Genomic DNA, 14,626 nt, shown 5'->3' with positions numbered 1-14,626 from the left:
TTATTTAGTCAGATCCAAGCCTCCGAAATTTCCGGAACTCATCATCAAAAAAGCGCCTTTGGTCTTGTCCAAAGTTTCCCAATAAGCGTGAAGATCTTCTGCATTGGTAAAGACTTTCAAATTCTCATTTTTGAATTTTTCTTTAATTAAATCCGGCGAAATCGGATCCATTCTTTTGATTTTCAACGCCTCTTCTGAATAGAAAACGACGGCATTATTCAAGCCATCCAAAGCGTGATCATACTGTTCTAAAAAAATAGGATTGAGGCTGGAATAAGTATGCAACTCCAAAAATCCAAAAGTTTCGGTATCAGGAAATTGCTCTGCAAATGCGGCAACCGTCGCTTTCACTTTACTTGGTGCGTGCGCAAAATCTTTGTAGAGCAAGCCACCATCGGCTCTTTCCACTTTTTCCAGACGTTTGGAAGCGCCTTTGAAACTCATAATCGCTTCGTAAAAATCCTCTTCCATAATCCCCAGTTGCGAACAGATTATTCTCGCCCCTTCCATATTCAGGAGATTGTGCTTTCCGAAAACCGACAATGGAACATCGCCCATATTGGTTTTCAGGCTTACGATGCCGTTTTCTATTTTGTAATCGGGTGTTTTGTATGGGATTTTTCGGAAATAATTATCGGCATTTTCAACCACTTTTACCACTTCTGCATCTTCCTCGTTGTAAACCAAAACGCCGCCGGGTGTGATGGTTGCGACAAATTTCCGAAACTGATCGATATAGTCGTCGAAGGTTTTGAAAACGTTGATGTGATCCCAGGCAATTCCGGACAGCAGGGCGATATTGGGTTGATACAGTAAAAATTTGGAACGTAGATCTATCGGCGAAGACAGATATTCGTCGCCTTCCAAGATCATAAAATCATTGTCCTCGGTGATTTTCACCATACAATCGAAGCCTTCCAACTGGGCGCCGACCATATAATCGATATCTTTGTGATGAAAGTTGAGAACGTGAAGAATCATCGATGTAATCGTCGTTTTCCCGTGCGAACCGCCAATGACCACTCGGGTTTTTTCTTTGGATTGCTCGTAGAGAAATTCCGGATAGGAATAGATTTTTAGGCCTAATTCTTTGGCTTTTGCCAGCTCAGGATTGTCGGCGTGGGCGTGCATCCCGAGGATGACGGCATCGATATCTGGAGTTATTTTTTCCGGGAACCATCCCAACTGCTCGGGAAGAATTCCTTTTCTATCCAAGCGCGATCTGGAAGGTTCGAAGATGGCATCATCGGAGCCGCTTACCTGATAGCCTTTGTCTTTGAGTGCGATGGCAAGATTGTGCATCGCAGAACCGCCGATAGCAATGAAATGGGTTTTCAATTCTGAATAATTTTAGACAAAAGTAAGGAAGATGCGAGAAACTGCGGGCAAGAATTTAGATTTTTTGTTTTGATGCGGGCTGAATAAAAGTTTCGGAAGTTTCCGTTCAACAGGGTTTTCATCGTCCGTGAGTTGCACGCAACTGAAAATCATCTGAGTCACCTGGGATTTTGCCTGCCCAAAATATTCTCAATTGTTGAAACTAATGTCTCAATAATGTTGATTTTATTAACGTTCAGAGCCGATAATTTTAACGACGCTGCTTTTTTTCCACTTTATTCAATGGGAGGCAACATCCAAATATACAAAAATATACAACCCCTCCGAAAAAATCTATTTCTATGAAAATTTCAGGATTTTTTTTCGAAATGTTAGCGTTATTCAGAAAAAATCAGAAGGAAAATGCCTAACCGAAATGCCCGCTGATGTAGCTTTTGGTGGTTTCCAACTTTGGATTGTTGAAGATCTGGCTGGTTTCGCCTTCCTCTATAATTTCGCCGAGATACATAAAAACCGTTTTGTCCGCTACGCGCTGCGCTTGCTGCATATTGTGGGTGACTATTACAATCGTATATTGCTCTTTCAGTTTATGAATTAGATTTTCGATTTTGGAGGTACTTATCGGGTCCAACGCAGAGCACGGCTCGTCCATCAGGATTACTTCCGGGCGCAGCGCCACGGTTCTGGCAATGCAAAGCCGCTGTTGCTGCCCTCCCGAGAGTCTGGTAGCCGGTTTTTTCAGGTCGTCTTTTACTTCGTCCCAAAGATAGGCTTCTTCCAAGGCTTTTTGTACCGTAGCCGAATCGGCTGGCAAGTTGTTGATTTTTAATCCATAAGCGATGTTTTCGTAAATGCTTTTGGGAAAAGGATTGGCTTTTTGAAACACCATTCCTATTCTCCTGCGGACACTGGTCACCTCGATTCCTTTCTGATAAAGATCTTGCCCTTCCAAAGCAATTTTTCCATCGATTTTGGCATCGGGGTACAAATCGTGCATCCTGTTGAAACAGCGGAGCAGCGTGCTTTTCCCACAGCCCGAAGGCCCTATCAATGCCGTGACTTGCTTTTCCGGAAATTCTACAGAGATATTTTTTAAAATAAGTTTGTCCCCGAAAGATAGATTCAGGTTTTCCGCAGTTAGTTTACTTTTCATCTTTTCTATATTTATATCGGATATAAAATGCGGTCAAATTCATCAGAAATACCACCACTATCAGCACAAGAGCAGTCCCGTAAGCAATAGGACGAACCTCCTCAATGGATTGATGCTGGGTGGACAGCATATATAAATGGTAAGGCAAAGCCATAAATTCCTGATTGGGCGTACCCAAAGCCGTGGTAATGTAAAATGCGGCGCCAGTAAACAGAATGGGAGCCGTTTCTCCAGCAGCCCGCGACAAGGTCAAAACCACGCCCGTTAAAATTCCGGACATCGACGAGGGCAACACCACATCTCTGATGGACTCGTATTTGGTAGCGCCTACTCCCAAAGCGGCCTCGCGCATACTCGCGGGGATTCTCAGCAAAGCTTCTTCGGTGGTAGTGATGATGTAGGGGAGCGACAATAAACCAAGGGTTAAACCTGCCGACAAAATAGATGTTCCAAAATGCAAAGCCTGAACGAACAATGCCAATCCAAAAAGCCCGTAAATGATGGAAGGAACTCCCGAAAGATTTCGGATAGAAGCACGAATGGTCCTCGTAAGCCAAGTATTTTCGGCATATTCATTGAGGTAAATGGCGCAGCATATTCCAAAAGGAATGGAAAAAAGTGCTGCGATGAAGGTTAAAACCACCGTTCCGATTATCGGCGTCAGGATTCCGCCTTTCGTCATTCCGTCTGTGGGAAATTGGGAAATAAAATCCCAAGAAATCACCGAAATTCCCTTGCTGAAAATGTCGTACAAAATGACAATCAGGAAAACACACACCGAGATGGTGCAGAACAGCAAGCTTCCCCATTCTATGATCGGGGTTATTTTTTTTAGTTTAGACGGCATGGAATTTTCTAAATTTGTTAATAAAATATTCACCCGTCAAATTGGCAATCAAGGTCATAAAAAACAGCACGATGGCAATGGCGAACAGCGCGTAGTAATGGGTAGTTTGGTAAGGAACTTCGCCCATCTCGATGGCAATCGTGGCGGTAATCGTTTTTACAGAATCAAAAAATCCTTTCGGAAAAATGGCGGCATTACCCGTTGCCATCAGCACGGTCATCGTTTCGCCAATCGCCCTTCCCAATCCCAGCATAATGGCCGCGATAATCCCCGGACTGGCTGCCGGAATGGTGACTTTTCTCAAGGTCTGCCATTGGGAAGCGCCTAATCCGTAACTCGCTTCGCGATAGGTTTGCGGTACCGAATTGATGGCATCTTCCGAAATGGTGATTATCGTAGGCAAGGCCATAATTGCCAAAAGAATTGCGCCGTTCAGTGCATTTAAACCATTGGGCAAATTGCTCATTTCGGCAATGTGAGGCCCCAAAAGAACTATTCCCAAAAATCCGATGACCACCGATGGCACGGCAGCCAGCATCTCGATGGCGGGTTTCAAAAATGCCTTCAATTTCGGACTGGCATACTCCGATATAAAAGCGGCAGTTCCTATCCCCAAAGGAATGGCAATGAGCATCGCACCAAAGGAAACCAAGGTGGTGCTAGCAATGAGGGGCAACAAGCCGTAAACGGGTGTCGGAGCTGTGGGATTCCACTCCATTCCCGTGATAAAGTCTAAAGGAGAGACTTTGAAAAAGAATGAAAGTGAATTGTACAAAAGCATAAAAAAAATGCCTCCCAGCAAAGCCAAAACCAGCAAACCAGTAGATTTGAAGAGGACTTTGGCCACATTATCGATGACGATTCTTTTTTTGTATTGCATAAGATTTAATTGATGAGATAATATCCGGAATTTTCAATAATATGCCGCCCCATTCCTTTGGTTTCAAAATCGATAAAGGGTTTTACCTTTTCCCAAGATTCAACGGGAATAAACTGATACAAAGGCCGTTGGAAAAAGTATTTTCTATTTTTTATAGACTCCGGATTCAGAGGAGAAACGGCTACGGCGTTGGCGTTGGCTTTGATTTTCAATACTTTTATGCCTTTGTTTTGGTGCGGATTTTTGGAAATATATCCTGCGCCCACATATCCGATGCCCGATTTATCAATCTTAATCCCTTCCAATATTTGGGCGTTTCCCGTCATTTCTTTGGCTTTCGGGCTGTATTGAATTCCTAATTTTTTCTTGATGAAAGAGTGCGTGCCGGAGCTGCTCTGCCTTCCGTATATATTAATCGGCAAATCCAATCCTGAAACCGATTTCCACGTCTGGATTTTCCCACTCATAATCTCGCTCAAAGTCTGTACATCAATTTCCTCAATCGGATTTTCTTCGTGTACCACGAATGCCGTGGCATCCTCAGCAAAAACCACGGTTTTCAGTTCGATTTTTTTATCCTTAAACATCCGTTCTTCCTCATCGGTGAGTGGTCGAGATGAGTTGGCAATATCGGCTTGTCCGTTCAAAAGAGAAGTGATTCCCAAGCCTGAGCCGCCGCCCGAAACGGAAATGCTGTAGTGTTGATTGGTTTTATAAAACTGTTCGGCCAAGTTGACCGCCAAGTTCACTTCCGTATCCGAGCCTTTTATTTTGATTGTTTTATCATTTTGATTACAAGAGCACAAAATGATAAAGCTTAAAAACAGGAACCAATTGATTTGATGGGCAGAAGTTTTCATTGCTTCCAAATATACTTCCTTGAAGTGGTTTAATTTTTAAAAACAAGTTAAGATTCAGTTAACTTTATGTGTACGAAAAAAGTACAAATCTAACTGCTTCTAAATTAGCCATATAATTCTTTATCCGTATATTAAATTTAAAATATTCTAATAAAAGCAAAAATTATTTGGCGGTTTGAAGATCAATTTGTACTTTTACGGGGCTTTTGAGTGAATCACTGAGGAGCAATAAATTTTTTTTCATCATTTGTGTTTTTAGAATCGTACCTCGTGTGCGATTCTTTTTTTATGCTTCATATCGTACCAGCAGAGCGATGAAATAAGAATAGGTAATGCTCCCATCCTGCCGGTTCGATTTTAAAAATAAATCGTTTGTAAATCCAAATACCGTATTCAAGAAACTGTCGTGTTTCTCAAAAAACTGCAGCTCGTTCGCCCGGTCTCTCTTCATCTTCGCAGAATATTTCGAGAGAATATCTTTTACAAATGCTTTATTATTTTCCGACAGATTTCTTAGAAGACTTTTAAGCACATACAGTTGCGCGCAGTATTTCAATTCCACATTGTCGGAGTCTTTTGCGCACAAATAGGCCACAAAGCTTGCTTCCTGCTCCCGCGCATAGCCAAGCTGGTGAGACATCTCGTGCGCCAAGGTAAACGGAAGCTGGGTAGATGGCAGGTGCGGGTTGTATTGCGCCTCCGCAGTGAAAGGATTGTAGTAGCCCAATAGCCCGCTATAATCCATTAAGCCGCTATACAGACTCGGCTTTACCGACAAATGCTCTACAGGACTTTTGTCACTCAATGCGCGAGGTAATTTCTTTTGTTGCAATAATATTTCTGTGCAGATAGCTCGCGGGTCATTGATGACGAAAATTCCGTTTTGGTCTTCGGAAGTTCTTTCCCTTGTTGCTTTGCAGAGATCAAGATATCGGAGGGCTAAGTTTTTTAATTGGATGTCCGAAATTTCTTTCTTTGGCAGTTTTTCTATCATCGGAGGTTGGAAGTATAGCATTCCCCAGAAGCATTGATAGACGAAGAATGAAAAATTAATGAAAATTAGTAATTGCACCCCTATTTTGCTTTTCTTTTTCCGAATCAAACTGATGAGGGCATAGATCGAATAGAGCGAAATAACCGCATAGAGGATGTCGCCGGCAGAGAACCCGAATTTGGAAAATAGTAAGATGTGCAAGTTCTTTTTCCATTCAAAAAGCCTTGAGAAGAATGCGACAGCAAAATCTGTTTTCGACAGGATGTAGAACAACAAAAATTGGACAACCAAAATGATTGCCCAATATGTGATTTTATGTGGAATTTTATTTACCATACCAAAGCACTTGCGCCCAAAATAGCCGCATCGGCTTCTTTCAAATCGCTGTAAAGAATCTTCACCTGGTTTTTAAATACCTGGAGCAGGTTGGCTTCCATAGCTTGGCGGGTGGGTTTCATAATGAGATCTCCGGCTTTGGTAAGTCCTCCAAAAAGGACGATGGCTTCCGGGGCAGAAAACAGCACAAAGGTAGCCAAGGCTTCGCCCAAAATCTTACCGGTAAATTCAAAAATGTTGTTTGCCAGTTTGTCACCTTGTTTAGCGCACAGGAAGACGGTTTCGCTGGTCAACTCATCGATCGAGTAATTTCTCAGGAGACTGGGCGTTTCGGGATTGCGTTGCAGAAGTTCTATGGCGGTATCTCTCAGTCCGCTGGCAGACGCATAGGATTCCAGCGAGCCCTTCAGGCCTGTTCCTTTGTGCAGTCTTCCGTTGTATCGTACGATGACGTGTCCCAATTCGCCTGCAAAACCATTGTGACCCAGCACAATTTTTCCGTCGATGATGATGCCGCTTCCCACGCCGGTTCCCAGGGTGATGGTGATAAAATCTTTCATGTTTTTAGCCGCGCCGTACTTCATTTCTCCCACTGCTGCTGCATTGGCATCATTGGTGAGTCTTGCGACGATCCCGAATTTCTTCTCCAAGATTTCAGCCATTGGGATAATGCCTTTCCATTTCAGATTTGCGGCATATTCTATGGTTCCTTTGTAATAATTGGCATTGGGAGCGCCCATACCGATGCCGACGAAGTTTTCTTTGCCGCCGTATTGGTCAATCATAGGTTGCAGTTTTTCCGCAAGATCTTCGATGAAGCCCTCCACATTCTCTTTTTCGTTGGTTTTTATCCGGTCTTGGACAAGAATTTGACCTTTTTTGTTCACGACGCCAAACTTCGTGTTGGTGCCGCCTACGTCTATTCCTATTGCAAATGTCTCTTTCATAATAATTGTTGTACAGGGATATCGGGGTTAACATTTTTACTGCCGGCGAGGGCATAGAATAAAATATACAGCAGGCAGATGACAATGACCCAATAGCTTTCTATGTAGCCGAATAAATCTGCGGCCCAGCCTTGAATGGCCGGGATGATACCACCGCCGCAAACCATCACCATAAAAATTCCGGATGCGGAAGCCGTGTATTTGCCGAGTCCGGCAGTTGCAAGATTGAAAATCCCGCCCCACATTACCGAGGTACACAGTCCACACAGCACGAGCAACGTAACGCTCAATGGTACCTCTGCAAGTCCAAAAGAAATATCAGATCGAAAAACCGGCATACTCACCACTTGGTCTTTGGGCAAGAGAATCGCCAAAGTCACCATTAATAGAGCTAATAGGGAGACAAACGTAAGCATCGCCTTGCTGGAGAATTTGGCACCAAGCAAGCCGCCGATCAGTCTGCCTATGAGCATCAAAAACCAATAGGTACCTACTACCGTACCTGCTGTGGTGGCATTTATTTTTAAATCGCCGGTCATGTAGAGATTGGCGATATTGGGGATGCCCACTTCGGTTCCCACATAGACGAATATGGCTAAAGCTCCTAAAGTGAAATGTCTGAAAGATAGAGGGCTGTGCGCATTTTTTTCTAAGGACTTTTCTCTGATGATGTGAGGTTCCGGAATCTTCATCAGATATAGCACTAAGAACGCCAAAATAAAAATTCCGATGGCAAGAAATATCGCAGGATTTGCATCCGAAATAGTGGCTCTGGTGACATCGCCCATAAGATAGCCCACCAAGACGGGAACAATAGTAGCACCCATAGAATTGAGCGCTCCCCCAAACTGTAAAAGCTGATTTCCCTTTTTTCCCTCGCCGCCCAGCGTATTGAGCATCGGGTTCACAACTGTATTCAACATACACATCGAAAAACCTGAAATAAATGCACCGATAAGATACACCGGAAAACTCCCCGATTGGCCGGAAAGATAAGTAATGCCGACACCGGCAATCCCAACTAAAATAGCAGTAAGTGCCGTTTTTTTATAACCAATTTTTTGAAGCATCATTCCCGCCGGAATCCCCATAAAGGCGTACGCAATAAAATTGGCAAAATTCCCCAGTTGTGACAAGAAATTGCTCGCGTGAAACTGGTTTTTCACAATTACACCCATTGGGTTCTGCAAACCGGTCACAAAGGCAATCATAAAAAAGAGTGCAAACATCATTGCAATTGGCAAAGCATAGCTTTGGCTTTTCGTTTGAGTAGTCATATTACAATTATTTTTAGTTGTGTTGTTTTTTGGTGTTTTAACAATATTTCAAGATTAACAAATATAAACAAAAACCCTACTTTAAATTAATTTAACAATAATTATTTTAATTTCTCGAGGAGAGCCAGTCGCATTTCCTCGTGCGCTTTTTCTTTCAATTGTTTCAGCGGCGCTTCGGGCCACAGAATATCATTGAAATAGACATCTACTCTGCCGGGATAGCCTTTTTTGTAGTCAAAAGGAAACATCTCTTTCAATCCTACAAAGGTATAGACGGCAATCGGGAATTTATGTTTTGTGGAAAGGATGAAGGCACCATCTTTAAAATCGTCGAGTATTACAGCGGGATCATCCGGCACGCCGCCCTCGGGAAAGATAACAATGCTTTGTCCCTCTCGCATCCTCTCGGCACATCTTCTGTAAACTTCGGCGCGGCTTCGAACACTTTTTCTGTCGACCATCACGCAGACACGTTTATAAACTGTTCCGAAGACAGGGATTTTTTCCAATTCCTTTTTCCCAACGTAGCAAAGCGGATGATTGGGAAATAGGATGCAGGGCAGCATCACATCCATCAGAGAAGTGTGGTTGCTAATGATGACGTAAGCTTGGTTTTTATCGATTTTTTTATTGGTTTTGTTGATAATCCGATACCGGAAACCGGTTCCATAGAAAATGCCCATGGCCCATAGCCGGATGAAGAAGTAGCAGGTTTTGTAATGCGACTTTCGGATGGATAGGAGATAGACCGGCAAAAAGAAAATAAGGGTCAGCACGGTGGCAAGGACCATCATCCAAAAGCGCCAGAGATAGACCAAGAAAACTTTGATCAAATTCATATCAACTTCAACATAAGATTTTTATCCGTTAAATATCATTTTTTTCTTAATAGAATAATTCAGCAGCGATACTATCACAATAGAAACAATTTTACTCATCATTTCGCGAGACACAACAAAAATACCCAAATCCAATGCATCTCTGAAAATAAAATGATAAAGAATTTGGAATAGGAACAAACCGATAAACGTAGAAACAAAAGAAAGACAAACAAAATAAGCAAATTCTCTGCGCTTAGAATATCTTCCTCTTGTAAAAACAAACCAAATGCTGAGGAAATAATTGGTGAGGATGCCACAACTGGTGGACAAGATATTACTGAAGGGATATTTGATGCCATACAGATTATATTCGGCGATGAAAATTCTGGGAAGATAAACGCTCAAAATCTTGAAACTACCGATCTCCACGACAGCACTGATTCCACCGGCAATGGTGAAAAATAAAATTTGCTTATGGCGAAGGATTAGATGTCTCATTTCGCTTGCAAATTTATACGAATAGTTAAATGTTTTTAAAATAATAGTTAAATAATTTTTTTATATCAAAAATATTTTTACTTTTATTTTATTAATGATTCGAGCAATTTGATTGAATAATTGTTTGCTTTTGAAGCCGATAATTGTCAAAATCCTAATACCTATCGATGTTTTAAGTGAATCCTGGCTCTAAAATTTTAGCCGGGACGTTTTTTCATCGTATGCTTAGACACCACACACCACAAAATATTAGTACAAAACAATGAAAAATTCTAACAGACCGTACAGAAAATTTCAGCCTCAGCAAAAGAAAATTGAGGAGCTGGAAAAGAGTAGCGCCAGGTTCAAAAGAATCTATTCGGAATACGAGTTTATGTCCGATGAACTCTGGGATATGGAAAGCAACCAAACCTCCGAAAGCATCCCCGACGATTTTATAAATGCCATAAAGCTGCAAACCTCCTGCTTAGAAGAGGAGATACAGGACTGGCTCATCAAAGATCCGCAGTAACCAAAATAGAGAGAATCTTCGCAAAAAACATTACTTTAGCATTTTAAAAAAGATATTATATGATTGCTATTGTTGACGGAGGATCTTCCAAATGCGACTGGGTTATCTTGGAAAATGATGGTACGGAAGTGCTCAAGACCGAGACCATCGGCTTCAATCCCAATATCATCAAGGGCGAACTGATAGCACCGGAATTAGAAAAAAATCAGGCGCTAACGAAGTTTCGGGATTATCTGGAAAATATATTTTTTTACGGCTCCGGCTGTGGCACTTCAGAAAACAGCCTCATCGTAGAACGGGAAATTCAAAAGGTTTTCACCAAAGCACAAATTCGGGTCAAAGAAGATCTTTTGGCTGCTGCTTATGCGGCGTACCGGGGCGTCCCGGCTATCGTCTGCATTCTCGGCACAGGTTCCAACGCATGCTATTTCGATGGGGAAAACGTAAAAACCGAGCTGCCTTCTTTGGGTTTCCTAATTGGCGACGAGGGCAGTGGTAGCGCGATGGGCAAGCAGCTGGTGCGCCATTATTTTATGAAAAAGCTGCCGCCGGATCTTCACCAGCAGTTTACTGAGATTTATCAGCTTAATATTGATGATCTTCTCAAAAATATGTATCACAATCCGCGGGCAAATGCTTACATGGCGGATTTTACGCGCTTCATTGTGGACAGAAAGACGCATCCCTATTTTCAAAATTTCATCTACAAAGAACTCAAGAATTTCCTCGGGTTTCAGGTGATGCCGTACGAGGAGTGCCGCCAGGCTGAGGTCAATTTTATTGGCTCGATTGCGTATTTCTTCGAAGACACACTTCGGGCGGCAGCCTCAGATTTTCATTTCAAAATCGGCACCGTTGTCCAGAAACCGATCGAAAGTCTGGTAAATTATCACCGCGAGTATATCATTCCAAAACTTTAACTTTGCAGAATATTTCAAGGATTTCCGTTGTTATTCCTGAAATTTTAACCTCATACTTTTCAACTTTATGAGGCTTGTAAAGTAAAACCTGTGGATCATTATTTCTGAAATTGATTCACGCAAAAGAAATTAAAAAATGTCAACTACTTCAAGAGATCAGATCGCGTTCGATAAAGCCGCTTTAGACTATCACAGTCAGGAACCGAAAGGCAAAACCGAGGTCATTCCATCCAAACCGCATTCGTCGCAAAGAGACCTTTCTTTAGCATATTCGCCTGGCGTTGCGGTGCCTTGCATGGCAATCCACGACGATCCTCAGAAAGTTTATGACTACACATCCAAAGGAAATCTGGTGGCCGTAATCTCCAACGGAACCGCTGTTTTAGGTTTAGGAGATATCGGTCCCGAAGCGTCCAAACCGGTGATGGAAGGCAAAGGTTTGCTCTTCAAAATATTTGCGGGCATCAATGTTTTCGATATCGAAATCAACGAGAAAGATCCGGATAAATTCATCGAGACCGTTAAAGCCATTGCACCAACATTTGGTGGGATTAATCTGGAAGACATCAAAGCACCAGAAGCCTTTTACATAGAACAAAGGTTGAAGGAGGAATTGGATATTCCGTTGATGCACGATGATCAGCACGGTACCGCCATTATCTCTGCGGCTGCTTTGATCAACGCTTTGGAGATTGCCGGCAAAAAAATCGGGGAAGTGAAGATGGTGATCAACGGCGCCGGCGCAGCTGCAGTGGCTTGTGGAAAATTATATATTTCGTTGGGGCTTGACAAAAATAATATTTTGATGTGCGATAGCAAAGGCGTCATCCATCACAGAAGAGAAAACCTGACTCCGGAAAAGTTAAATTTTGTAGCGCAAACTGATAAAGAAACTTTAGCAGAAGCCTTAAAAGGTGCCGATGTTTTCATCGGTTTGTCCAAAGGAAATGTGATGACCGCCGAGATGCTGCTTTCGATGGCAGAAAATCCGATCGTATTTGCATTGGCCAATCCGGATCCGGAGATTAGCTATGACCTCGCAATCGCTACCCGACCGGATGTGATGATGGCAACCGGAAGAAGCGATTTTCCCAACCAAGTGAATAATGTTTTGGGTTTCCCGTATATTTTCCGCGGCGCACTAGACGTTCAGGCCAAAGGGATCAACGAAGCAATGAAAGTAGCATCGGTCTATGCTTTGGCAGAATTGGCAAAAGAGCCCGTTCCTGAAATGGTAAAATTGGCGTATAATGTAACCAATATAAGCTTCGGGAAAGACTATTTCATCCCGAAACCTTTTGATAACCGATTGATCACCAAAGTTTCTATCGCTGTTGCAAAAGCAGCGATGGAAAGTGGCATTGCCGCAAAACCGATTGAAGATTTCGAAGCATACGAAACGCAACTGCTGGACAGGATGGGACGCGACGAGAAACTCGTACGAATGATGCAAAACCGCGCCAAAGCCAATCCGAAAAGAGTGACCCTCGGAAACGGAGAAGAATACAATATTCTGAAAGCCGCGCAAATCTTGCTGGAAGAAGGCATCGCCTATCCAAGTTTGCTGGGCAGCAAGAGACTCATCAAAGAAAGAATGACGCAGTACGGGATGGATTTTGATATTCCCATTATTGATCCTAATGATGACGAACAGAAAGAAACCCGCAAAAAATACCGCGAAACACTTTTGAATAAAAGAAATCGCAAAGGGGTCAACGAGTACAAGGCAAAAAGATACGTCCGCCAGCGCGACTACTTCGGGCCCTTGATGTTGGAGCACGGCGACACCGACGCTCTGATTGTAGGATTTTCCAAAAGCTATTCCTCGATTTTGAAACCTATTTTGGAAATTATTCCTAAAAAACCTGGGGTAAAAAAAGCAGCGGCGATGATGATGATTCTTACGGCAAAGAAACCGCTTTTCTTCGCAGATACCTCCATTAATAAAAATCCTTCTGTTGAAGATCTTGTGGAAATTGCAAAAATGGCTGAAATAGCTGTGAAATCTTTTGCCATCGAACCACGGATTGCAATGCTGGGCTACGAGAATTTTTCCGCCAAAGCAGATTCTTCCAAAAAAGTAGCGGAGGCGGTGAAAATCCTTCATCAAAAATATCCCGAAATGATCGTAGATGGCGAGATCCAGCCGGATTTTGCGCTAAACAGCGATCATCTGGCCGATTATCCTTTCTCGAAATTGGGAACCAATCCCGCGAACGTTCTGGTTTTTCCCAATCTCGAAAGTGCCAATCTTTCTTATAAGATCATTAGAGGGATAAAAGCGGCACAAACCATTGGTCCAATCTTGATGGGACTGGATCATCCGGTTCACGTTTTGCAGATGCGATCCAGCGTAGACGAAATCGTCAATCTTGCCACAATTGCCGTTTTGGATGCACAGATGAAAGAGAAAAAGTAGTTTCCGTTAATTACAACAGAGATAAAAAGCCATTTTAGTTACTAAGATGGCTTTTATCATTAAGTTAATTTATATCTTCGCAAAATCCAATTTTTGATTTTAATGATTTATTCTTTAAGAGGTTTGGTTCAGGAGCTGACACCAACATTTGCCGTCGTTGAGGTGAATGGCATCGGGTATTATGTAAATTTAAGCCTTCAGACGTCGCACCAGTTGAAATTGAATACTGAGGTTTTTCTTTATATACAGCAAATCATCCGCGAGGATGCTCATCTGCTGTATGGGTTTTTTACGAAAGAAGAAAAGGAAATGTTCAACCTGTTAATAAGTGTTAACGGCGTGGGGCCGGTTTCTGCACTGATTTTACTCTCTTCCCTCAGTCTGTCAGACACTGCCAGCGCCATCCTCTCGCGGAATAGTGGACTCATCCAAAAAGTCAAGGGAATAGGCGTAAAAACGGCGGAGCGGATAATTGTAGATCTGCGCGACAAGGTAGGAGGATTCGGCCTTTCCGAAGAAAAACTTTCTAATCTTGTAAACAATAAAATAAAGAATGAGGCGTTATCTGCTTTAGAAGTTTTGGGGATTTCGCGGAAAGTGAGTGAGAAGATTGCAGACCGAATTTTGCATCAGAATCCGGAAATTTCCATCGAAGAATTAGTCAAAGAGATTTTAAAAAACATTTAACATTTGATGCATTTTTGTCATCAATTCAGGCCAAACGCATTAAAAAATATTTCAAATAATTTTCATTAAATTGCTGAAATTCAGGGTTTTATATTTGGTTTTTCAAATAATTTTTCGTATATTTATCTGAAAATCAGA

At 42.4% G+C, this 14,626-nt stretch carries 14 protein-coding genes; 4 read left to right on the top strand and 10 right to left on the bottom strand.

Annotation, left to right across the window (positions count from 1 at the left end; genetic code table 11):
* From DTW91_RS03540 to DTW91_RS03495, 10 genes are all read right to left on the bottom strand, one after another.
* Positions 1-1,338, bottom strand: a complete 1,338-nt coding sequence (locus tag DTW91_RS03540; RefSeq protein ID WP_125202040.1) for a UDP-N-acetylmuramate--L-alanine ligase — start codon at positions 1,336-1,338, stop codon at positions 1-3.
* Positions 1,339-1,744: 406 nt separating this feature from the next.
* Positions 1,745-2,491 (bottom strand): phosphate ABC transporter ATP-binding protein PstB, encoded by a 747-nt coding sequence (gene pstB / locus DTW91_RS03535; RefSeq protein ID WP_125202039.1) that lies wholly within the window; start codon positions 2,489-2,491, stop codon positions 1,745-1,747.
* On the bottom strand, positions 2,481-3,338 hold the full coding sequence (gene pstA / locus DTW91_RS03530) for a phosphate ABC transporter permease PstA (protein ID WP_125202038.1): 858 nt from the start codon (positions 3,336-3,338) through the stop codon (positions 2,481-2,483). The genes pstB and pstA overlap by 11 nt, the downstream gene beginning before the upstream one ends.
* Positions 3,328-4,218 (bottom strand): phosphate ABC transporter permease subunit PstC, encoded by an 891-nt coding sequence (pstC, locus tag DTW91_RS03525; protein WP_125202037.1) that lies wholly within the window; start codon positions 4,216-4,218, stop codon positions 3,328-3,330. The genes pstA and pstC overlap by 11 nt, the downstream gene beginning before the upstream one ends.
* 5 nt (positions 4,219-4,223) lie before the next feature.
* Positions 4,224-5,078, bottom strand: a complete 855-nt coding sequence (locus tag DTW91_RS03520; RefSeq protein ID WP_125202036.1) for a substrate-binding domain-containing protein — start codon at positions 5,076-5,078, stop codon at positions 4,224-4,226.
* 286 nt (positions 5,079-5,364) lie between these two features.
* Positions 5,365-6,408 (bottom strand): DUF3810 domain-containing protein, encoded by a 1,044-nt coding sequence (locus tag DTW91_RS03515; RefSeq protein WP_125202035.1) that lies wholly within the window; start codon positions 6,406-6,408, stop codon positions 5,365-5,367.
* Positions 6,402-7,355, bottom strand: a complete 954-nt coding sequence (locus tag DTW91_RS03510) for an ROK family protein (protein WP_125202034.1) — start codon at positions 7,353-7,355, stop codon at positions 6,402-6,404. Before DTW91_RS03510 ends, DTW91_RS03515 begins: the two co-directional genes overlap by 7 nt.
* Complete coding sequence (locus DTW91_RS03505) at positions 7,352-8,632, bottom strand: MFS transporter (protein ID WP_125202033.1); 1,281 nt, start codon at positions 8,630-8,632, stop codon at positions 7,352-7,354. The genes DTW91_RS03510 and DTW91_RS03505 overlap by 4 nt, the downstream gene beginning before the upstream one ends.
* Positions 8,633-8,733: 101 nt before the next feature.
* Positions 8,734-9,471, bottom strand: coding sequence for a lysophospholipid acyltransferase family protein (locus tag DTW91_RS03500; protein WP_125202032.1), 738 nt, complete (start codon positions 9,469-9,471; stop codon positions 8,734-8,736).
* A gap of 21 nt (positions 9,472-9,492) precedes the next feature.
* The gene (locus DTW91_RS03495) at positions 9,493-9,951 is read right to left on the bottom strand and encodes a GtrA family protein (protein WP_125202031.1); all 459 of its coding nucleotides are present in this window, start codon (positions 9,949-9,951) and stop codon (positions 9,493-9,495) included.
* A gap of 262 nt (positions 9,952-10,213) precedes the next feature.
* On the opposite strand from DTW91_RS03495, the gene DTW91_RS03490 reads away from it, so the two are divergent.
* The 4 genes from DTW91_RS03490 to ruvA all read left to right on the top strand — a co-directional run bounded on the left by DTW91_RS03490 (position 10,214) and on the right by ruvA (position 14,488).
* Positions 10,214-10,462: a hypothetical protein gene (locus tag DTW91_RS03490; RefSeq protein WP_125202030.1), complete on the top strand. Its 249-nt coding sequence runs from the start codon at positions 10,214-10,216 to the stop codon at positions 10,460-10,462.
* Between the two features lie 59 nt (positions 10,463-10,521).
* Positions 10,522-11,382 carry a BadF/BadG/BcrA/BcrD ATPase family protein gene (locus DTW91_RS03485; protein ID WP_125202029.1) on the top strand — a complete coding sequence of 287 codons (861 nt, stop codon included), beginning with the start codon at positions 10,522-10,524 and terminating at the stop codon, positions 11,380-11,382.
* Positions 11,383-11,518: 136 nt separating this feature from the next.
* Positions 11,519-13,801, top strand: coding sequence for an NADP-dependent malic enzyme (locus DTW91_RS03480; protein ID WP_125202028.1), 2,283 nt, complete (start codon positions 11,519-11,521; stop codon positions 13,799-13,801).
* Positions 13,802-13,903: 102 nt separating this feature from the next.
* Positions 13,904-14,488 (top strand): Holliday junction branch migration protein RuvA, encoded by a 585-nt coding sequence (gene ruvA / locus DTW91_RS03475; RefSeq protein ID WP_125202027.1) that lies wholly within the window; start codon positions 13,904-13,906, stop codon positions 14,486-14,488.
* Positions 14,489-14,626 lie beyond the last annotated feature (138 nt).

The organism is Chryseobacterium sp. SC28 (assembly GCF_003932955.1).
Lineage (GTDB): Bacteria > Bacteroidota > Bacteroidia > Flavobacteriales > Weeksellaceae > Epilithonimonas.
This window is presented reverse-complemented; position numbering and strand designations above follow the sequence as displayed.

What these genes read in the sequence shown, in the direction of transcription:
- DTW91_RS03520 (WP_125202036.1), bottom strand. Translation starts at nt 5,078, where the DNA reads ATGAAAACTTCTGCCCATCAAATCAATTGGTTCCTGTTTTTAAGCTTT.
- pstA (WP_125202038.1), bottom strand. Translation starts at nt 3,338, where the DNA reads ATGCCGTCTAAACTAAAAAAAATAACCCCGATCATAGAATGGGGAAGC.
- DTW91_RS03480 (WP_125202028.1), top strand. Translation starts at nt 11,519, where the DNA reads ATGTCAACTACTTCAAGAGATCAGATCGCGTTCGATAAAGCCGCTTTA.
- ruvA (WP_125202027.1), top strand. Translation starts at nt 13,904, where the DNA reads ATGATTTATTCTTTAAGAGGTTTGGTTCAGGAGCTGACACCAACATTT.
- DTW91_RS03505 (WP_125202033.1), bottom strand. Translation starts at nt 8,632, where the DNA reads ATGACTACTCAAACGAAAAGCCAAAGCTATGCTTTGCCAATTGCAATG.
- DTW91_RS03500 (WP_125202032.1), bottom strand. Translation starts at nt 9,471, where the DNA reads ATGAATTTGATCAAAGTTTTCTTGGTCTATCTCTGGCGCTTTTGGATG.
- pstC (WP_125202037.1), bottom strand. Translation starts at nt 4,218, where the DNA reads ATGCAATACAAAAAAAGAATCGTCATCGATAATGTGGCCAAAGTCCTC.
- pstB (WP_125202039.1), bottom strand. Translation starts at nt 2,491, where the DNA reads ATGAAAAGTAAACTAACTGCGGAAAACCTGAATCTATCTTTCGGGGAC.
- DTW91_RS03485 (WP_125202029.1), top strand. Translation starts at nt 10,522, where the DNA reads ATGATTGCTATTGTTGACGGAGGATCTTCCAAATGCGACTGGGTTATC.
- DTW91_RS03510 (WP_125202034.1), bottom strand. Translation starts at nt 7,355, where the DNA reads ATGAAAGAGACATTTGCAATAGGAATAGACGTAGGCGGCACCAACACG.
- DTW91_RS03495 (WP_125202031.1), bottom strand. Translation starts at nt 9,951, where the DNA reads ATGAGACATCTAATCCTTCGCCATAAGCAAATTTTATTTTTCACCATT.
- DTW91_RS03515 (WP_125202035.1), bottom strand. Translation starts at nt 6,408, where the DNA reads ATGGTAAATAAAATTCCACATAAAATCACATATTGGGCAATCATTTTG.
- DTW91_RS03490 (WP_125202030.1), top strand. Translation starts at nt 10,214, where the DNA reads ATGAAAAATTCTAACAGACCGTACAGAAAATTTCAGCCTCAGCAAAAG.